General features: G+C 74.8%; 25 protein-coding genes. 12 read left to right on the top strand and 13 right to left on the bottom strand.

Annotated elements, in window-relative coordinates; all coding sequences use genetic code 11:
* From ACI6QG_RS14285 to ACI6QG_RS14275, 3 genes are all read right to left on the bottom strand, one after another.
* A partial coding sequence (locus ACI6QG_RS14285; protein ID WP_407025244.1) for a hypothetical protein occupies window positions 1-180 on the bottom strand: 180 nt, incomplete at its 3' end.
* A gap of 40 nt (window positions 181-220) precedes the next feature.
* Entirely contained in the window at window positions 221-598 is a 378-nt protein-coding gene (locus tag ACI6QG_RS14280; RefSeq protein ID WP_407025243.1) for a DsrE family protein, read from the bottom strand.
* Complete coding sequence (locus ACI6QG_RS14275; protein ID WP_491630739.1) at window positions 595-1,431, bottom strand: HesA/MoeB/ThiF family protein; 837 nt, start codon at window positions 1,429-1,431, stop codon at window positions 595-597. The genes ACI6QG_RS14280 and ACI6QG_RS14275 overlap by 4 nt, the downstream gene beginning before the upstream one ends.
* A 74-nt stretch (window positions 1,432-1,505) precedes the next feature.
* Here ACI6QG_RS14275 and allE point away from each other — a divergent pair, with 74 nt between their 5' ends.
* Complete coding sequence (allE, locus tag ACI6QG_RS14270) at window positions 1,506-2,276, top strand: (S)-ureidoglycine aminohydrolase (protein ID WP_407025242.1); 771 nt, start codon at window positions 1,506-1,508, stop codon at window positions 2,274-2,276.
* Here the strand turns inward: allE and ACI6QG_RS14265 are convergent.
* Entirely contained in the window at window positions 2,273-4,423 is a 2,151-nt protein-coding gene (locus tag ACI6QG_RS14265; protein WP_407025241.1) for a primosomal protein N', read from the bottom strand. The two genes, allE and ACI6QG_RS14265, sit on opposite strands and share 4 nt — an antisense overlap.
* A 93-nt stretch (window positions 4,424-4,516) precedes the next feature.
* Between ACI6QG_RS14265 and fsa the strand changes: the two genes are divergently transcribed.
* From fsa to ACI6QG_RS14250, 3 genes are read left to right on the top strand one after another with little or no spacing between them, the layout of a single operon-like run.
* Complete coding sequence (gene fsa / locus ACI6QG_RS14260; RefSeq protein WP_407025240.1) at window positions 4,517-5,170, top strand: fructose-6-phosphate aldolase; 654 nt, start codon at window positions 4,517-4,519, stop codon at window positions 5,168-5,170.
* A gap of 19 nt (window positions 5,171-5,189) precedes the next feature.
* Complete coding sequence (locus ACI6QG_RS14255) at window positions 5,190-5,756, top strand: hypothetical protein (protein ID WP_407025239.1); 567 nt, start codon at window positions 5,190-5,192, stop codon at window positions 5,754-5,756.
* Window positions 5,753-6,688, top strand: a complete 936-nt coding sequence (locus tag ACI6QG_RS14250) for a tyrosine recombinase XerC (RefSeq protein ID WP_407025238.1) — start codon at window positions 5,753-5,755, stop codon at window positions 6,686-6,688. The genes ACI6QG_RS14255 and ACI6QG_RS14250 overlap by 4 nt, the downstream gene beginning before the upstream one ends.
* 52 nt (window positions 6,689-6,740) lie before the next feature.
* Here the strand turns inward: ACI6QG_RS14250 and hemJ are convergent, their stop codons facing one another.
* Together hemJ and ACI6QG_RS14240 are read right to left on the bottom strand one after the other, a co-directional pair.
* The gene (gene hemJ, locus ACI6QG_RS14245; RefSeq protein ID WP_407025237.1) at window positions 6,741-7,193 is read right to left on the bottom strand and encodes a protoporphyrinogen oxidase HemJ; all 453 of its coding nucleotides are present in this window, start codon (window positions 7,191-7,193) and stop codon (window positions 6,741-6,743) included.
* Window positions 7,190-7,687 carry a D-glycero-alpha-D-manno-heptose-1,7-bisphosphate 7-phosphatase gene (locus ACI6QG_RS14240; RefSeq protein WP_407025236.1) on the bottom strand — a complete coding sequence of 166 codons (498 nt, stop codon included), beginning with the start codon at window positions 7,685-7,687 and terminating at the stop codon, window positions 7,190-7,192. Before ACI6QG_RS14240 ends, hemJ begins: the two co-directional genes overlap by 4 nt.
* A 46-nt stretch (window positions 7,688-7,733) precedes the next feature.
* Here ACI6QG_RS14240 and hisB point away from each other — a divergent pair, with 46 nt between their 5' ends.
* The 7 genes from hisB (at window position 7,734) to ACI6QG_RS14205 (ending at window position 12,041) form a co-directional block, all read left to right on the top strand.
* Window positions 7,734-8,333, top strand: a complete 600-nt coding sequence (gene hisB / locus ACI6QG_RS14235; RefSeq protein ID WP_407025235.1) for an imidazoleglycerol-phosphate dehydratase HisB — start codon at window positions 7,734-7,736, stop codon at window positions 8,331-8,333.
* Window positions 8,333-8,695 carry a DUF2628 domain-containing protein gene (locus tag ACI6QG_RS14230; protein WP_407025234.1) on the top strand — a complete coding sequence of 121 codons (363 nt, stop codon included), beginning with the start codon at window positions 8,333-8,335 and terminating at the stop codon, window positions 8,693-8,695. The genes hisB and ACI6QG_RS14230 overlap by 1 nt, the downstream gene beginning before the upstream one ends.
* Window positions 8,686-9,336 (top strand): imidazole glycerol phosphate synthase subunit HisH, encoded by a 651-nt coding sequence (hisH, locus tag ACI6QG_RS14225; protein ID WP_491630738.1) that lies wholly within the window; start codon window positions 8,686-8,688, stop codon window positions 9,334-9,336. Before ACI6QG_RS14230 ends, hisH begins: the two co-directional genes overlap by 10 nt.
* The gene (locus ACI6QG_RS14220) at window positions 9,324-9,899 is read left to right on the top strand and encodes a GNAT family N-acetyltransferase (RefSeq protein WP_407025232.1); all 576 of its coding nucleotides are present in this window, start codon (window positions 9,324-9,326) and stop codon (window positions 9,897-9,899) included. Before hisH ends, ACI6QG_RS14220 begins: the two co-directional genes overlap by 13 nt.
* Entirely contained in the window at window positions 9,896-10,621 is a 726-nt protein-coding gene (gene hisA / locus ACI6QG_RS14215; RefSeq protein WP_407025231.1) for a 1-(5-phosphoribosyl)-5-[(5-phosphoribosylamino)methylideneamino]imidazole-4-carboxamide isomerase, read from the top strand. The genes ACI6QG_RS14220 and hisA overlap by 4 nt, the downstream gene beginning before the upstream one ends.
* 88 nt (window positions 10,622-10,709) lie before the next feature.
* The gene (gene hisF, locus ACI6QG_RS14210; RefSeq protein ID WP_407025230.1) at window positions 10,710-11,483 is read left to right on the top strand and encodes an imidazole glycerol phosphate synthase subunit HisF; all 774 of its coding nucleotides are present in this window, start codon (window positions 10,710-10,712) and stop codon (window positions 11,481-11,483) included.
* 60 nt (window positions 11,484-11,543) lie between these two features.
* The gene (locus ACI6QG_RS14205; RefSeq protein WP_407025229.1) at window positions 11,544-12,041 is read left to right on the top strand and encodes a phosphoribosyl-ATP diphosphatase; all 498 of its coding nucleotides are present in this window, start codon (window positions 11,544-11,546) and stop codon (window positions 12,039-12,041) included.
* Between the two features lie 88 nt (window positions 12,042-12,129).
* Here the strand turns inward: ACI6QG_RS14205 and nth are convergent, their stop codons facing one another.
* Window positions 12,130-12,774 carry an endonuclease III gene (gene nth / locus ACI6QG_RS14200; RefSeq protein ID WP_407025248.1) on the bottom strand — a complete coding sequence of 215 codons (645 nt, stop codon included), beginning with the start codon at window positions 12,772-12,774 and terminating at the stop codon, window positions 12,130-12,132.
* Window positions 12,775-12,862: 88 nt separating this feature from the next.
* Here nth and ACI6QG_RS14195 point away from each other — a divergent pair, with 88 nt between their 5' ends.
* A complete protein-coding gene (locus ACI6QG_RS14195) occupies window positions 12,863-13,345 on the top strand; it encodes a DUF2244 domain-containing protein (RefSeq protein ID WP_407025228.1) in 483 nt (160 codons plus the stop codon).
* Between the two features lie 750 nt (window positions 13,346-14,095).
* Here ACI6QG_RS14195 and ACI6QG_RS14190 read toward each other — a convergent pair.
* The 6 genes from ACI6QG_RS14190 to ACI6QG_RS14165 form a co-directional block, all read right to left on the bottom strand.
* Complete coding sequence (locus ACI6QG_RS14190; protein ID WP_407025227.1) at window positions 14,096-14,782, bottom strand: fumarylacetoacetate hydrolase family protein; 687 nt, start codon at window positions 14,780-14,782, stop codon at window positions 14,096-14,098.
* Window positions 14,783-15,091: 309 nt separating this feature from the next.
* On the bottom strand, window positions 15,092-15,865 hold the full coding sequence (locus ACI6QG_RS14185) for a gamma-glutamyl-gamma-aminobutyrate hydrolase family protein (RefSeq protein ID WP_407025226.1): 774 nt from the start codon (window positions 15,863-15,865) through the stop codon (window positions 15,092-15,094).
* A gap of 77 nt (window positions 15,866-15,942) precedes the next feature.
* Window positions 15,943-16,548: a LolA family protein gene (locus ACI6QG_RS14180; RefSeq protein ID WP_407025225.1), complete on the bottom strand. Its 606-nt coding sequence runs from the start codon at window positions 16,546-16,548 to the stop codon at window positions 15,943-15,945.
* A gap of 55 nt (window positions 16,549-16,603) precedes the next feature.
* Window positions 16,604-16,795 (bottom strand): CsbD family protein, encoded by a 192-nt coding sequence (locus ACI6QG_RS14175; RefSeq protein ID WP_407025224.1) that lies wholly within the window; start codon window positions 16,793-16,795, stop codon window positions 16,604-16,606.
* Between the two features lie 67 nt (window positions 16,796-16,862).
* Window positions 16,863-17,471: a hypothetical protein gene (locus tag ACI6QG_RS14170; RefSeq protein ID WP_407025223.1), complete on the bottom strand. Its 609-nt coding sequence runs from the start codon at window positions 17,469-17,471 to the stop codon at window positions 16,863-16,865.
* A gap of 31 nt (window positions 17,472-17,502) precedes the next feature.
* A complete protein-coding gene (locus tag ACI6QG_RS14165) occupies window positions 17,503-17,628 on the bottom strand; it encodes a hypothetical protein (RefSeq protein ID WP_407025222.1) in 126 nt (41 codons plus the stop codon).
* Window positions 17,629-17,679: the final 51 nt, after the last annotated feature.

Raw genomic sequence — 17,679 nt, 5'->3', positions numbered from 1 at the left:
CGGGCGCGCCTGCGCCGCCGGGCGGGCCGGGGCGGCCGGCGTCGCGGCGGGGGCGGGCGCGGCGGCGGGCGCAGCAGGGCGGGGCGGCGGCACCGAACCGGCGCCGCTCAGGGAGGATTGCGCCCAGGCGGAGCCGATGCTGGCCAGCAACAGGGCGGCGATCGGCAGGGCGTGGCGCATCACGGCCTTGGTGCCGCGCCCGCCGGGGCGCGGTCAAGGGTCAGAAGGTGAGGACCGGCCCCTGCCCCACCGCGGACAGGAAGGTGACCAGCCCCGCCACCTCCGCCCCCGGCGGCGCCTCGGCCCCGGCCATGCGCAGCGCGGCGTCGCACAGCAGCAGGCGCACGCCCATCGCCCGCGCCGCCTCCAGCAGCTCGGCCACCGTGGCCACGCCGCGGGCGGCGGCCAGCGCCTCGCGCGGGTCGCCGGCGAAGGGATCGGGGCGGGACAGCAGCGCCGTCGCCTCGCCGGTGACGAACAGGGTGACCGGGCGGCCCAGCGCGGCGGCGGCGGCGGCGGCCATCAGCGCCAGCTGCGCCGGCCCATGCCCGGGGCGGGAGAGCAGCACGCCCAGGGGCATGCCCGGGGCGGCGCTCACGGCGCGGTGCAGGCCAGCGGGGCGGCGGCGCGGTGGGCCGACAGGTCGCGGATGCTCGCCTGCGGGCCGCACAGGGCGCAGCCGGGGTCGCGGCGCAGCCGCACCTCGCGGAAGCGCATCGCCAGCGCGTCCCACAGCATCAGCCGGCCATCCATCGGCTCGCCGATGCCCAGCAGCAGCTTCAGCACCTCCGTCGCCTGCAGGGTGCCCATGACGCCCACCACCGCCCCCAGCACCCCCGCCTCCGAGCAGGAAGGCACCAGCCCCTCGGGCGGCATCTCCGGGTGGAGGCAGCGGTGGCAGGGGTGCGGCGCGCCCAGGTGGCCGCGGAACACCGAGAGCTGCCCCTCGAAGCGCAGCACGGCGGCGGAAACCAGGGGCCGGCCCAGCAGGTGGCAGGCGTCGCCCAGCAGGAAGCGGGTGGGGAAGTTGTCCGTGCCGTCGCAGACCAGGTCGTAGCGGGGAATCAGCTCCTGCGCCGCATCGGCGTCGAGCCGGCGGTGGTGCAGCTCCAGCCGCACCTCCGGGTTCAGGGCGCGCAGGGCGGCGGCGGCGCTGTCCACCTTGGGCTGGCCCAGCCGCGCCGTGGCGTGCGCCACCTGGCGCTGCAGGTTGGACAGCTCCAGCGCGTCGTGGTCCAGCAGGCCCAGCGTGCCCACCCCGGCGGCGGCGAGGTAGAGCGCCAGCGGCGAGCCCAGCCCGCCGGCGCCCACCAGCAGCACCCGCGCGGCGCGCAGCCGGGCCTGGCCGGCCGCCCCCACCTCCCGCAGCAGGATGTGGCGGGAGTAGCGGTGCAGCTCGTCCTCGGAGAAGTCCAGGTCCATGGGGCGCATATGGCCGCGCCGGGGCGGCTTGACCACCGGGGGGTTCCGTGGTGCGCCATGCGGGCTTCCCGCGGAGAGAACCCATGCGCGTGCCGACCCCCAACCCCCCGCCCGGCATCATCGGCCAGGACCGCTCGCGCATCGCGCCCAGCTACGCCGTCTTCCCGGCCGAGGGCATCATGGACAGCCTGCTGCCGGACTGGCCGGGCTGCATCCTGCGCTTCCAGGCGACGCCGCACCTGGGCGCGCGCTTCGCCCAGGCGCTGGCCATCATCCCCGCCGGCTGCGGCACCGCCGGCGCGCTGGACGCGCGGGTGCAGCACTTCCTGTACGTCCAGCAAGGGGAGGTGGAGGCCACGGTGGGCGGGGCGGCGCACCGGCTGGTGCCCGGCGGCTACTGCTACGTGCCCGAGGGGGTGCCGCTGTCCCTGCGCAACGCGGGCGAGGCGGAGGCGCGCGCCCTGTGGGTGCGCAAGCGCTGGCAGCCCGCGCCCGGCGTGGCGAAGCCCGAACCCATCATCGGCCACCGCGACACCGCGGAGCGCGAGGAGAACGGCCCGCGCTGGCGCGTGCTGCTGCTGGGCACCCGCAACATGCCCATGGACTTCGAGATGAACATCATGGGCTACGCCCCCGGCGCGCATTTCTGGTGCGTGGAGACGCACGTGATGGAGCACGGCATGGTGATGCTGCAGGGCCAGTGCCTGCAGATGCTAAACCGCGACTGGCACGAGCTGTGGGAGGGCGACTTCGTGTGGATGGGCCCCTTCGTGCCGCAGCAGATCTACGCCACCGGCAGCGGCGACTGCGAGTACCTGCTGTACAAGGACGTGAACCGGGACGTGGAGCTCTAGAGGAAGCTCACCGGGTCCACGTCCACCTGCACCCGCACGTGGCTGGGCACCTCCACCTTGCCCAGCCAGTCGCGCAGGATGGCCTGCACCGGCATGCCGCGCTCGGCCTTCAGCAACAGGCGGTGGCGGTGGCGGCCGCGCAGCAGGGCCAGCGGCGCCGGGGCCGGGCCCAGCACCTGCACCGCCTCGCCCGCCGGCGCCGCCAGGGACAGGTCGCGCGCCACGCGCTCGGCCGCGCGGGCTTCCTCGCTGCTCACGATCAGCGCCGCGAGGCGCCCGAAGGGCGGCCAGTGGCCGGGGCGGCGCTGCTCGGCCTCCGCCTCCAGGAAGCCTTCCAGGTCGTCGCGCAGCAGGGCGGCCATCACCGGGTGCTCGGGGCTGAAGGTCTGCAGCAGCACCCGGCCGGGGGATTCCGCGCGCCCGGCGCGGCCGGCCACCTGGTGCAGCAGCTGCATGGTGCGCTCGCCCGCCCGCAGGTCGCCGCCCGCCAGGCCGAGGTCGGCGTCCACCACGCCCACCAGCGTCAGGTGCGGGAAGTGCCAGCCCTTGGCGACGATCTGCGTGCCGATGATCAGGTCCACCTCGCGCTGCTCGATCTGCCGCGCCGCCTCGGCCGCCGCCGCCGGGCCGGGGATGGTGTCGGACGCCATCACCAGCCGGCGCGCCTCGGGGAACAGGTCGCTCACCTCCTCCTGGATGCGCTCCACCCCGGGGCCGATGGGCACCAGGGAATGCTCGGCGCCGCATTCGGCGCATTCGGGGCGCACCGGCTCCACGTGGCCGCAATGGTGGCAGGCCAGGCGCTTCTGCGCCCGGTGCTCCACCAGCCAGGCGGTGCAGTTGGGGCACTGCATCCGGTGGCCGCAAGCGCGGCACAGCGTCAGCGGCGCGTAGCCGCGGCGGTTGAGGAACAGCATCGCCTGCTCGCCGCGCGCCAGCGTCTCGTGGATGGCCGCGGTCAGCGGGCCGGACAGGAAGCGCCCGCGCTCCGGGGGGGTGGCGCGCAGGTCGATGGCGCCCACCTGCGGCAGGGCGGCGCCGCCGTGGCGCTGGGGCAGCAGCACGCGGGCGTAGCGCCCGGCCTGGGCGTTGGTGACGCTTTCCAGCGAGGGCGTGGCGCTGACCAGCACGGTGGCCGCGCCGGCCAGCCGCGCGCGCACCACCGCCATGTCGCGCGCGTGGTAGATGACGCCGTCCTCCTGCTTGAAGGCGGTCTCGTGCTCCTCGTCCACCACCACCAGGCCAAGGTCGGGGAAGGGCAGGAACAGGGCCGAGCGCGCGCCCACCAGCACCGGCGCCTCGCCATCGGCCACCGCGCGCCAGGTGACGCGCCGGGTGCGCGAGCCCAGCTCGGAATGCCACAGCGCGGGCGGGGCGCCGAAACGCCGCTCGAAGCGCGCCAGCCACTGCGTGCTCAGCGCGATCTCCGGCAGCAGCACCAGCGCCTGGCGGCCCTGGCGCAGCGTTTCGGCGATGGCATCCAGGTAGACCTCCGTCTTGCCGGAGCCGGTGACGCCCTGCAGCAGCGTCACGCCGAAGGCGCGCCTGGCCACGGCGTCGCGCAGGAAGGCGGCGGCCTGCGCCTGCTCCTCGCCCAGGGCGGGCGGGCCGAAGGCGGGGTCGGGGCGCGGGAAGGCGGGGGCGCGCGGCAGCAGGGCGGGGGCCAGCAGCCCGGCATTGGCCATGCCGCGCACCACGCCAGGCAGCACCTCGGCCCGGCGCGCAATCTCGCCGCCGGTCAGCACGCCCTCGCCCAGCGCCTCCAGGGCGCGGAGGCGCTCGGCGGTCAGGCGCACGCCCTCGGGGCGCGGCAGCACGGCGCGCCAGCCGCCGCTGGCCGCCGGCTCGTCCAGCGCCTGGGGCGAGGACATGGCCATGCGCAGCACCGCGCCCGGCGGCGTCAGCGTGTAGGCCGCTACCCAGTCCACGAAGCGGCGCAGGCTGGCCGACATCGGCGGGGCGGGCTTGGCGGCGATCACCTCGCGCAGGCGGGATTCGGGGATGGGGTCCGGGTTCTCCGGCGGGTCCCACACCACGCCCAGGGCGGTGCGCCCGCCCAGCGGCACCTCGACGAAGCTGCCCGGCTCCGCCGCCACGTCCGGCGGCAGGCGGTAGTCGTAGGTGCTGCCCAGCGGCAGCGGCAGCATGACCGTGATCCGCCGCCCCGCCACCGCCTTCCTGTCCCCTGCCGCCATGGGCTATTGCTCCGCCAGAACCTCGCCCCCCGGAAGGGACCGACAATGAAATTCTTCGTGGACAGCGCCGATGTCGGCGAGATCAAGGCCCTCGCCGGCACCGGGCTGATGGATGGCGTCACCACCAACCCCTCGCTCATCGCCAAGTCCGGCCGCAGGATGAGCGAGGTGATCGCGGAGATCTGCTCCCTCACCGACGGCCCCGTCTCGGCCGAGGTCACCGCCACCGACCTGGACACGATGCTGCGCGAGGGGCGCTACCTGCGCGACATCGCGCCCAACGTCGCGGTGAAGGTGCCGCTGACCGAGGCCGGGCTGCGGGCCTGCAAGGCGCTGAGCGACGAGGGCACCCCGGTCAACGTCACCCTGTGCTTCTCGGCACCCCAGGCCCTGATCGCGGCGAAGGCCGGCGCGGCCTTCATCTCGCCCTTCATGGGCCGGCTGGACGACATCGGGCAGGACGGCCTCGACCTCATCCGCGATGTGGTCACGATTTATTCTCATTACAAGTTCCGGACGGAGGTGCTGGCGGCCTCGGTGCGCCACCCCGTCCATGTCCTGCACTGCGCCAAGCTGGGGGCGCACGTCGCCACCATGCCGCCCTCCGTCATCAAGGCGCTGTTCCGCCACCCGCTGACCGACCGCGGGCTGGAGGCCTTCCTGGCCGACTGGGCGAAGACGGGGCAGAGCATCCTCTGATGCCGCCGCGCGCCGCCCCATGACCCCGGAGGCCGTCGAGGCCTGGCTGCGCGAGAACCCGGGCTTCCTGGCGGAGCGCCCGGCCCTCTACGCCGCGCTGCACCCGCCGCGGCGCCACCACGGCCCGCCCCTGGCCGACCACATGGCGGCGATGATCGCCGAGGGGCGCCGGGAAACCGCGCGCGTGCTCGACGCCTCGCGCGCGCGACAGGCGCTGGCGGCGCGGGTGGGCGAGGCGGTGATCGCGTTGCTGCGCGCCCCCTGCGCGCTGGACTGCATGGCGGAGGAGTGGCCCGCCCTGCTGGCCATGGATTCCGTGCGCCTGCTGGCCGCCGGCCCGCCCGGCCGCCACCTTTCCCCCCTGCCCGCCGGCGCCGCCGCGCCGCCGGGCGGCGTGCTGGTGCGCCCGGTGGCCCACCCCGCCTGGCACGGCGAGGCCGCCGGGCTGGTGGTGCGCGAGGCGCTGGTGGCGCTGCGCCCCGGCGCGCTGCTGCTGCTGGGCGCGCGGGAGGCGCGGCTGCTGCCCGCCCAGCCGGCGCCGCTGGCCTTCCTGGGCCGCGCCCTGGCCGCCCGGCTGAAGGGATGACCGGCGCCGAGGCCCGCGCCGCCTTCCTGGCCTGGCTGTCGCGGGAGCGCCGGGCCTCGCCCCACACCGTCGAATCCTACGGGCGGGACGTGGCGGATTTCCTGCTGTTCCTGTCCGGCCACCTGGGCGGCGAGCCCGACCTGGCTGCCCTGGCCGACCTCACGCCCGGGGACCTGCGCGCCTTCCTGGCCGCCCGCGCCATGGCCGGCGCCGGCAACGCCACCCGCGCCCGCCAGCTGGCCGCCGTGCGCGGCTTCCTCAACTTCCTGTCGCGCCACCACGGCCTGCCGCCGCTGCCCATCCAGGGGCTGCGCGGCCCGCGGCGCACGCCGCCTATCCCCCGCGCCCTGACCCCCGCCGACGCGCGGGAGATCGCGCGCGAGGTCGGGGTGGCGCACCAGGCCGCCCGCGCCGAAAGCCCGGCCCTGCAATCCGCGCGCGACACCGCCTTGCTGACGCTGCTCTACGGCTGCGGTCTGCGCATCTCCGAGGCGCTGGCGCTGGACCTGCGCGACGCCCCGCTGCCGGGCAGCGAGGCCGGGCTGCGCGTGCTGGGCAAGGGCGGCAAGGCGCGGGTGGTGCCGGTGCTGCCGGCGGTGCGGCAGGCCATCGCCGCCTACCTGCGCCACCGCGGCCCGGGCGAGCCGGGGGAGCCGCTGTTCCTGGGTGCGCGCGGCGGGCGGCTGAACCGCCAGGTCGCCAACGGCGCCATGCGCGACGCCCGCCGCCTGCTGGGCCTGCCCGAGCACGCGACGCCGCACGCGCTGCGCCATTCCTTCGCCACCCACCTGCTGGCCGGCGGCGCCGACCTGCGCGCCATCCAGGAATTGCTGGGCCATGCCAGCCTGTCCACCACCCAGCGCTACACCGCGGTGGACGCCGAGGCGCTGCTGGCCACCTGGCGGCTGAATCACCCGCGGGCGGACCGTTAGAGCGGCTGCCGGCGGCGGATGACGCCGCCGCGGCGGATCGCCCCTCTCCGCCTCAGAACGGCTTCACGATGACCATGACGACGATGACGATCATCAGCACCGTCGGCGCCTCGTTCCACCAGCGCCAGGCGCGCTCGCTCAGCGGGCGCTCGTCGCGGGCGAAGCCGTGGCGCTGCGCGGCCAGGAACATGTGGAAGGCGCTCATCAGCAGCACGGAAAGCAGCTTCAGGTGCCACCACCCCGCCCGCCAGTCCACCACGCCGGGCGTCAGCACCAGCAGCAGGCCGAAGGCCCAGGTCCAGAGCATCGCCGGGTTCATGATGGCGCGCAGCAGCAGGCGCTCCATCCTCGCGAAGTGCTCCTGGCGCGGGTCCGCCCCGCCGCGCGGCACCTGGTGGTGGTTCACGTAGAGGCGCGGCAGGTAGAACAGCCCCGCCATCCAGGCGATGACGCCGATCAGGTGCAGCGCCTTGGTCCAGGGATACAGCGCGGCCAGCCAGGTCATGCGAGGATTCCCGCCACGAAGGCGTCCAGGTCGCCGCCGGGGAATCGGTGGCCGGGGATGCCGGCGGCGGCGGCGGCCTGCAGGTCGGTGTCCCGGTCGCCCACCAGGAAGGAGCCGTCGCGGCGCAGCGGGAAGAAGCGCAGCAGGTCCTCGATCATGCCGGGGCCGGGCTTGCGGCGGGGGCTGTCGCGCCGGTAGCGGCCCTGGCCTTCCGTGGGGTGGAAGGGGCAATGGGCGAAGGCGTCCAGCCGGGCGCCGGCCGCCGCGGCCTGCGCGCGCAGCCACAGGTGCATGGCGGCCACCTGCGCCTCGTCGTACAGGCCGCGCGCCACCCCGGCCTGGTTGGTGACGACGGCGACGAACAGGCCCGCCGCGTTCAGCCGCCGCACCGCCGCCCAGGCACCCGGCGTCACCTGCGCCTGCTCCGGCCGGTGGGGGTATCCGGTGTCGGCGATCAGCACGCCGTCGCGGTCCAGGAAGGCGGCGCTCCTCATGGCCCTGGTTGTAGCCATGCGCGCGCGGCGGGACTAGACAGCGCGCATGGACGCCCGCACCGCCACCGTCGCGCGCAAGACCGCCGAGACGGACATCACCGCGACGCTTTCCCTGGACGGCACCGGGCAGGCGCGCGTCGCCACCGGCATCGGCTTCCTGGACCACATGCTGCACGCCCTGGCCCGCCACGCCCTGCTGGACCTCGACCTCGTGGCCACCGGCGACCTGCACATCGACTTCCACCACACCACGGAGGATTGCGGCATCGTGCTGGGCCAGGCGCTGGCGCGCGCGCTGGGCGACAAGCGCGGCATCCGCCGCTACGGCCACGCCATCCTGCCGATGGACGAGGCGCTGGCGGAGGCGGCGCTGGACATCTCCGCCCGGCCCTTCCTGGCCTGGAACGTGCCCTTCGCCCGCCCCAAGGTCGGCGAGATGGACACGGAGCTGTTCGAGGAGTTCTTCCGCGCCTTCGCCTTCAACGCCGGCATCACCCTGCACGTGACGCTGAAGGCCGGCACCAACGCGCACCACGTGGCGGAGGCCTGCTTCAAGGCGGTCGCCCGCGCCCTGCGCATGGCGCTGGAGGCCGACCCGCGCACGCCCGGCGCCATCCCCTCCACCAAGGGGAGGCTGGACGGGTGATGCGCGCCTGGACCCTGCACCTGCCGCCCGCCCCCGGCCCGCGCCCGCTGCTGCTGCGCGAGGGCTTCTCCCTCTGGGCCTTCCTGCTCGGCCCGCTGTGGCTGCTGTGGCAACGCTGCTGGCTGGCGGCGGCCCTGGTGCTGCTGGCCGAGCTGGCGCTGGCGCAGCTGCCCGGCGCCGCCGGGCTGGCGCTGCCGCTGGCCTTCCAGCTGCTGGTGGGCTGGCACGGCCGCGACCTGCTGCGCTGGACGCGCGAGCGCCAGGGCTGGCGCCTGGCACAGGTGGTGCTGGCGGCGGATGAGGAGCGCGCCCTGGCCCGCCTCTGGGCCCGCGCCCCGGCGCTGCGGGAGGCGTGGCGGTGAGGCGCGTCGCCCTGGTGGACCCCGGCTCGGGCAACCTCGCCTCCGTGCGGCGCGCGGTGGAGCGCGCGGCCGAGGGCAGCGTGGCGGTGGAGATCACCCGCGAGGCCGAGAGCCTGCGCCACGCCGATGCCGTCATCCTGCCCGGCCAGGGCGCCTTCGCCGCCTGCCGCGCCGGGCTGGACGCGCTGGATGGCATGGTGGGCGCGCTGTACGAGGCGGTGCGGGTGCGCGGCCTGCCCATGCTGGGCATCTGCGTCGGGATGCAGCTGCTGGCCGAGAAGGGGCTGGAGCACGGCGAGACGCCGGGCCTGGCCTGGCTGCCCGGCGTGGTGGCGCCGATGGACCCGCGCGCCCCCGACGGCACGCCCCTGCCCTTGCCGCAGATGGGCTGGAACGCGCTGGACATCCACCGCTCCCACCCGGTGCTGGCCGGCATCGCGCCGGGCGAGCACGCCTATTTCGTGCATTCCTACGCCTGGCAGGGCGCGGCGCCGGGCGACCTGCTGGCCACCACCGACTATGGCGGCCCGGTCACCGCCGTCATCGGCCGGGACAACGTGGTGGCCACCCAGTTCCACGCCGAGAAGTCGGCGGGGCTCGGCCTCACCCTGCTGCGGAACTTCCTGCAATGGCGACCGTGACGCACCGGCTGGCGGTGGACCGCGTGGAGGCGCTGGAGCCGCACGAGCTGGCCGCGCTGTGCGACGCCACCAACGCCGCCATCGTGGAGGGCGGCGGCTTCGGCTGGGTGGACGCGCAGAGCCGCGCGGCGCTGGAGCGCCACTTCCGCGGCGTGCTGCTGGTGCCCGAGCGCGAGCTGTTCGTCGCCCGCCTGGACGGCGAGGTGGTGGGCAGCGCCCAGCTGGTGCGCCCGCCCCGCAACAACGAGGCCCAGGCCTTCAGCGCCACCCTGACGCACGCCTTCATCGCCCCCTACGCGCGCGGCCACGGCCTGGCGCGGCTGCTGGTGCGCCGGGTGGAGGAGCGCGCGGCCGCCGCGGGCGTGCGCGTCATCAACCTCGACGTGCGCGCCACGCAGGACACCGCCATCACCCTGTTCGAGGGGCTGGGCTACACGCGCTGGGGCACCCACCCCGCCTATGCGCGGGTGAACGGCGTCACGATCGAGGGCTTCTTCTACTTCCGCCTGCTGGAAACGCCGCGCGGCCGCTCCACCGGCGCCGCGCTGGGACTTCCCGAATGAGCTTCACCCTGTATCCGGCCATCGACCTCAAGGGCGGGCAGGTGGTGCGCCTGCAGCGCGGCGCGATGGACCAGGCGACGGTGTTCGGCGCCGACCCCGCCGCCCAGGCCGCCGCCTTCGCCGCCCAGGGCTTCGGGTGGCTGCACGTGGTGGACCTGGACGGCGCCTTCGCCGGCCAGCCGGCCAATGCCGCCGCGGTGCGCGCCATCCTGGGCGCCACGCCGGCGCCGGTGCAGCTGGGCGGCGGCATCCGCGACATGGCGACCGCCGCCGCCTGGATGGAGGCCGGGGTGTCGCGCCTCATCCTCGGCTCGGCGGCGGTGAAGGATCCCGGCTTCGTGCGCGCCGCCGCCCGCGCCTTTCCCGGCCGCGTCGCCGTGGGCATCGACGCCCGCGACGGGCGGGTGGCGACGGAAGGCTGGGCCGAGACCAGCGAGGTGACCGCCACCGAGCTGGCGCTGCGCTTCGCCGATGCCGGGGTGGCGGCCATCATCTTCACCGACATCGCGCGCGACGGCATGCTGGCGGGCGTCAACGTCGCGGCGACGGCGGCGCTGGGGCGCGCGGTGCCCATCCCGGTCATCGCCTCCGGCGGGGCGGCGGGGCTGGAGGACATCCGCGCGCTGAAGGCGGCCGGCGCCGTGGCCGGCTGCATCCTGGGCCGCGCGCTGTACGACGGCCGCATCGAGCCCCGCGCGGCGCTGGAGCTGGCGGCTGCGTAGTCGCCCTGCTTGACCCGGGGGCGGCATGGCCGCAATGCCATGTCGCCAGGCCGTCCCCGCGCCTGGACAAGCCGGGAAAACATCCGCGATGGCACTCGCGCTGCGCATCATCCCCTGCCTGGACGTGAAGGATGGGCGCGTCGTGAAGGGCGTGAACTTCCTCAGCCTGCGCGACGCCGGCGACCCGGTGGAGCAGGCCGCCGCCTACGACGCCCAGGGCGCGGACGAGGTGACCTTCCTGGACATCAACGCCTCGCACGAGAACCGCGACACCATGCTGGACGTGGTGGCGCGCACGGCGGCGCGCGTGTTCATCCCGCTCACCGTCGGCGGCGGCGTGCGCAGCGTGGAGGACGTGCGCAAGCTGCTGCTGGCCGGCGCCGACAAGGCCTCCATCAATTCCGCCGCCATCGCCGAGCCCGGGCTGGTGACGCGCTGCGCCGCCGCCTTCGGCTCCCAGGCCATCGTGGTGGCGGTGGACGCCAAGCAGGTGGCCTTCGACCGCTGGGAGATCTTCACCCATGGCGGCCGCCGGCCCACCGGCATCGAGGCCATCGGCTGGGCGAAGCGGATGGAGGAGGCCGGGGCGGGCGAGATCCTGCTGACCTCCATGGACCGGGACGGCACCAAGGCCGGCTTCGACCTGGAGCTGCTGCGGCGCATCCGCGCGGCGGTGCGCCTGCCGCTGGTGGCCTCGGGCGGGGTGGGCACGCTGGAGCATTTCGTGGAGGGCGCGCGCGTGGGCGCCACCGGGCTGCTGGCCGCCAGCGTGTTCCACGACGGCGTGTACCGCATCGGGCAGGCCAAGGCGGCGCTGAAGGCCGCCGGCTTCCCGGTGCGCGAGGTGAGGGACGCCGCGTGACCGCCGCGGCGGCGGATGGCGGGCGCCGCCCCAGCGGCGCGCTGGAAGGAAAAGGTGCCCATGGCTAAGCTGGCGAACAAGAAGAAGGTGAAGCTGCCGGTGCCGGCCGCGGTGGCGCCGGTGCGGGCCAAGCTGCCCAAGGCGGTGCGCAAGGCCGAGAAGGCGGCGCTGGTGCCCCTCGCGCCGCCGCGCCCGGCGGGCGACGCCGCGGTGCTGCAACGCCTGTGGGACACCATCGAGAGCCGCCGCGTCTCGGGCGACGCCGCCACCTCGCACTCCGCGCGGCTGCTGAAGCGCGGCACCGCCAAGGTGGCGCAGAAGCTGGGCGAGGAGGCGGTGGAGCTGGTGATCGAGGCGGTGGCGCAGAACCGCGACGCCATTGTGGGCGAGGCCGCGGACGTGGTCTATCACCTGCTGGTGCTGCTGGTGGATGCCGGCATCCCGCCCGGCGCCGTGTGGGGCGAGCTGGAGCGGCGCGAGGGCATCTCGGGCATCGTGGAGAAGGCCGCCCGCCCCAAGGCGCTGATGGCCGCGGCGCAGACGACCAAGATCCCCTGAGGCATGGGTCCGCTTCGCTGAATCAGGCGGCCGCATACCTGAGGGGGCGCTTCAACGCGGTGACGTTTCCGTCACGTCGGACCGCACTCTAGGCCGCCGGGGGCAGCACCTTGTCGCGGTAGTTGCAATGCGCCACCGCCGGGCAGCGCCAGCATTCCGGGGCGCGCGCCTTGCAGGTGTAGCGCCCGTGCAGGATCAGCCAGTGGTGGGCGTCGCGCAGCATCTCCGGCGGGCAGCGCTTCACCAGCGCCTCCTCCACCGCGCGCGGCGTGCGGCCGGGGGCCAGGCCGGTGCGGTTGCCCAGGCGGAAGATGTGGGTGTCCACCGCCATCGTCTCCTCGCCGAAGGCGACGTTCAGCACCACGTTGGCGGTCTTGCGGCCCACGCCGGGCAGCGCCTCCAGCTCGGCGCGCGTGCGCGGCACCTCGCCGCCGTGGCGCTGCTCCAGCAGCGCGCCCAGGGCCGCCAGGTGGCGCGCCTTGGCCTGCCACAGCCCCAGCCGGCGGATCAGCGCGCCGATGCCTTCCGCCCCCAGCGCGGCCAGCGCGGCGGGCGTCGGCGCCGCGGCGAACAGCGCTGGCGTCACGCGGTTCACCATGGCGTCGGTGCACTGGGCGGACAGCACCACCGCCACCAGCAGGGTGAAGGGGCTGTCGAAAGCCAGTTCCGTCTCCGGCGCCGGGTTGGCGGCCGCCAGGGCGCGCAGGAAGGCCGCCGCCTGGGTGCGCGGCATCAGCCGGGCGCGGCGCGGCGCCTGGGCGGTGCCATGCAGGGGCGGGCGCGGGGTGTTCAGCACGCGGATCGTCCTATCTGATTTCCCCATGGCCGAAAGCCCCGCCTTGTTCGAGAGCCGCACCCAGCCCCCGCAGGGGTTGCAGGACCAGGGTTTCCGCGTGGTCTGCGGCGTCCTGATGGCCGGCTTCACCTTCACCGGCACGGTGTTCACCCTGATGGGCGCCTGGCCGGTGCTGGTGTTCGCCTCGGTCGAGACGGCGCTGGCCATCGGGTTGCTGGCGCTCTACCGCCTCCATGCCCGGCGCTCGGTGGAATGGGTGATGCTGACGCAAGGCCGCCTGCTGGTGCGCCGGCAGGAGGGCGGGCGCCGGCTGGAGGCGGAGTTCGACCCGTTCTGGGCCCGGCTGGGCTGGGAGGGGGAGGAGCGGCTGGTGTTGCGCCACCGGCAGCGCGCGGTGGAGATCGGCCGCTTCCTGGCGCCAGACGACAAGAAGGCGCTGGAGCGCGCGCTGGCCGAGGCGCTGCGCCTCTATCGCAACCCCGTGTTCGACAATCCGCAACTGCGGTGAGTTCCCCGCCGCGGGGGGGGGGGGGGCGCCGCGGGGGGGGGGGCGCGGGGGGGGCGCCCCCCCCCCCCCCCCGGCGGGGGGGGCCCCGGGTGGGGGGCGCGCGTTTCGGTTGAGTGTGGCTACCGGCTGGGTGGCGGCCGCGCGGCTTCGCGCGCTCCGGGCCGTGCCTGGTCCTGGGGGGCCTGCTCCGCGCCAGGGCGAAGCCCCGGCGCGACCGCAAGGTGGGGGGTGCGCGGACGGGGAGGGAGCGCCCGGCGACCGAGGCCGATGCCGAAGGCGCGGCCGGCCCACCTGCGGCGCTGCTTGGAAAGTCAGGGCTCCGCCGCAGAGGCCGTGGCCGCAGGCGAGGCCGGTCCACTCGCGCTGTCCCGCAGAGAGTGAGCGCACGCCCCGCGCCCGAGGCCAACGCCGCAGGCGCGGCCGGCCCACCCGTGCCGCACCGTGCAAGGTCAGCGCATCCCAGCACCAGAGGCCGACGCCGCAGGCGGGCCGGCCCAAGCGCGTCGTCCCGGCAAGGGTGAGCGCACCCCGAACCCCAGAGGCCGACGCCGAAGGCGAGGCCGGCCAGCCGGAGCCGCCCGGCCAAGGTCAACACCGCGCACGGAGGATGCGCGCGCACAGCGCGCGCCGGCCCCCTTCAGGGGGCCGCAGCCAAGGCGGGCGGATGCCCGCCGCCCGGCGTAGCCGCCGCCATGGGCGGCGGCGGTGAGGGCACGAAAAACGGACGAAGATCGTGTGAGGCCAAGGGCCTCACACGATCTTCGTCCGGACCTCGCCCACGCCTTCGACGAAGCCTTCCAGCAGGTCGCCGCGGTTCACGGCGGCCACGTTCTCCGGCGTGCCGGTCATGATCAGGTCGCCGGGCTGGAGGCGCACCAGCGAGGACAGGTTGGCGATCACCTCCGCCACGCTCCAGATCATCTTGGACAGGTCGCTCACCTGGCGCAGCGTGCCGTTCACGTTCAGCTGGATCTTGCCCTTGGTGGGGTCGAAGGATCCGGCCTGGATCAGCGTGCCCATCGGCGCCGAATGGTCGAAGCCCTTGCCCATGTCCCAGGGGCGGCCGGTCTTCTTGGCGGCGTTCTGGATGTCGCGCCGTGTCATGTCGAGGCCGGCGCAGTAGCCCCACACATGCTTCAGCGCATCCCCCAGCGCGATGTCCACCCCGCCGGTGCCGATGGCGACCACCAGCTCCATCTCGTGGTGCAGCTCCTTGGTCTGCGAGGGGTAGGGCATGTCGGCGCCGCCCGTCAGCACCGCATCCGCGGGCTTGGCGAAGTAGAAGGGGGGCTCGCGCGTCGGGTCGCTGCCCATCTCGATGGCATGCTCGGCGTAGTTGCGGCCGACGCAGAAGATGCGGCCCACCGGGAACATGGCGCTGGTGCCCTGCACCGGCAGGCTCGGCTGCGGGCGCGGCGCAATCACGTAATCTGGCATGTAACGAATCCTTCCTCGACGGCGTTCCCATACCGTGGAAGCGTCGCCGCGGAAATCAGGGCCTGCCCCGCTTGACGCGGCTTCGCGCGCCCTGACATCCTGGCAATGTATGGCGTCCGCGCGGCGCGCAACAAAAAGCGCCCGGCCAGGGGGGTGGCCGAGCGCCCATTGGGAAACTCAAACTTCCGATCGGAGTCTGGTCTGGTCGGGCGAGCCGGTCGGGGGAACCGGGTCGTCCACCGGGCGTAGCGCTGTCCCGGCCAAGGGAGCATAGCAACGCCCGGTTCCGGACGCAATCGGGAATTCGCCTCATTCGGCGGCTTGCTGCCCAAGACGAAGGCGTGACAATGCGGCACAGGCGGCGCCGAACTGCTCAAAGATGCGACGGCTGAAGGCGTCACGGTCCCAGTCGTATTCCGGGTGCCATTGCACGCCCCACGCGAAGGCGCGCGCGTCGCGCACCTGCACCGCCTCCACCGTGCCATCCGGGGCCCAGGCGGCCGGCTCCAGCCGCGGCGCCAGGCGCTGAACGCCTTGGTTGTGCAGGGAATTCACCGGCACCTCGGCGCAATTGGCCAGCCGCGCCAGCAGCGTGCCATCGGCCAGCCGCACCCCATGCGCCTTGCCGGTGCGCACCAGCGGGATGGGCTGGTCGGCGGGGGTGGAATGGTCCATCCGCCCTGGCAGGTCCTGGATGCGCTGGTCCAGCGTGCCGCCCAGCGCCACGTTCAGCTCCTGCATGCCGCGGCAGATCGCCAGCAGCGGGACGCCCTGCGCGATGGCGGCGCGGATCAGCGGCAGGGTGGTGCTGTCGCGCTGCGGATCTTCCGGCGTGCCCTCGGCATGGGCAGGGCCGTCATAGAAGGACGGGTGGACGTTGGAGCGGCTGCCGGTCAGCAGCAGCCCGTCCAGCCGCGGCAGGATGTCGGGCACGCTGGCCTCGCCCGCGGCGGGAATCAGGATGGGAATGCCGCCGATGGGCCCCAGCACCACCTTCACGTAGTGGTCGGAGGCGGCGTGGTTGGGCGTGTTGAACAGGCCGAAGCCCTTCACGCAGCAGGATATCCCGATCAGCGGCTTCACGGCGCCACGCCCCTGTCATGTCACGGCCAAGGCCATGCAATAAACGCGCCGGATGCGGCGCGATCAAGGCGGGAAATTCACCTGCGCTCCAGTTCCTCGCGGAAGCGGGGGTCGTTGAAGGCGAACAGCAGCGAATCGAACCGCAGCCCGGTCTGGATCTGGTTCAGGGTGACGCGCGTCTGCCGCCCCTGCCCGTCCACCACCAGCCATTGCCGCAGCTGCATCGGCTGCTCCTCCAGCGCCAGCTGGATGCGCCCTTCCGCCTGCCGCCCGGTGCGGAACACCGTGACCCGCAGCAGCCCGCCCGAACGCTCGACCCCGCCCACCGTGACGTCGCCGCTCAGCGCGAGCGGCGAGCGCAGCAGCACGCCCAGCGGGGTGGAGTCCAGCGGCACCACGGTGGCCTGCCGCAACTCCTTGTCCCAGTGGAAGAACTGGCGGTCGGCCGCCACCAGCAGGGTGGGCTCCGGCGGGTCGTATTCGAAGCGCATGCGGCTGGGGCGCCAGATCCAGGCGGTGCCCTCGGCCGAGGCGCCGTTCTGCGCCAGTTGCAGGAAGCGCGCCCGCAGCGTGGTCAGCCCGTTGAAATAGGCCTCCACCCGCCGCAGCGCGTCGTCCTGCTGGGCCAGGGCCATGCCCGGCAGCAGCAGGGCGGGGGCGGCGAGGAAGCTTCGGCGGTGCATGCGGGCAGACATGGCGCGGGGGGCGGGCCGTGGCCAGCCCCCCTGGCACGCGGCGTCAGCGCGGCTTGCCGTCCACCGCCTCGCGCAGCGCGTCCTTGGCGCCGCCCACGGCGTTCTGCGCCTTGCCGGCGGCCTTGTCGGCCTTGCCCTCGGCCTGCAGCTTGGCGTCGCCGGTCAGGGCGCCGGCGGCGTCCTTCAGGGCGCCCTTGGCCTGCTTCAGCGCGCCGTCCACGCGGTCCTTGTCCATGGGAAACTCCTCCAGGCTTGCCGCGCCGGGGTGGCGCGGCCTCGACGGAGTCAACGCTCCCGCCCCGTCAGCGTTGCCCCAGCCCGGGCGGCGGCAGGGCGCTGCCCCGCGGCGGCTCGCCGGCCGGCGCGGCGCGGCCGCCGGGCATGGCCATGGTGCGGAAGCTGGGCGGGCGCTCAAACCGCGCCGGGTCCAGCGGCGCGCGGGACACCGCGGTGGCCTCCATGCGCCCCTGCGGGCTTTCGGCGCGCAGCAGCAGCCCGTCCTCGGTCAGGCAGGCGCGGGAGGAACGGCCCTCATCCGTCACGCGCCAGATCGTGCAGGGCAGGCCGGCCACGCTGTCCGCGCCCTCGCGCACGAAGCTGGCGGTGTCGCGCGGCAGGGCGGCGGCGGCGTTGCCCTCGGACGGCAGGTCCATCACCGTGCGCTGCGCCTCGATCACCATGAAGCCGGAGCGCCCGCGGCCATCGGCGACGATCCAGGCGCCGGGGGCGGCGTCCACCCGCACCAGGCCACGCGCGGCCAGGAAGCTCAGCCGCAGTTCCTGCAACTGGCCCTGGGCGGCGCCGGACAGGCGGTAGGTGACGGCGGCATCCCTGGTGGGCAGCACGGAAGGGCGCGTCTGCGCCGCCGCGGGCGCGGCGAGCAGCAGGGCGAGCAGGAGGGCGCGGGTCATGGGCGGCGAACCCCCCGCCCGCGCGCCGGTTTCAGAGGCGCACGCCCGTGGTGGCGAAACGGTGCTCCACCGTGTCCTGCACGCGCGTGTCGAGCACGAAGGCGGCGGTGACGGCGAAGAGGCTGGCGAGCACGATGCCCGTGATGACGGCCTTCATGGTGAACCCCCGGTGACTTGGTGCGGCGCAGACTTCCTGCACCGGGAAGGG

The sequence above is a fragment of the Sabulicella flocculans genome (assembly GCF_045449635.1).
GTDB lineage: Bacteria > Pseudomonadota > Alphaproteobacteria > Acetobacterales > Acetobacteraceae > Roseococcus.
This window is presented reverse-complemented; position numbering and strand designations above follow the sequence as displayed.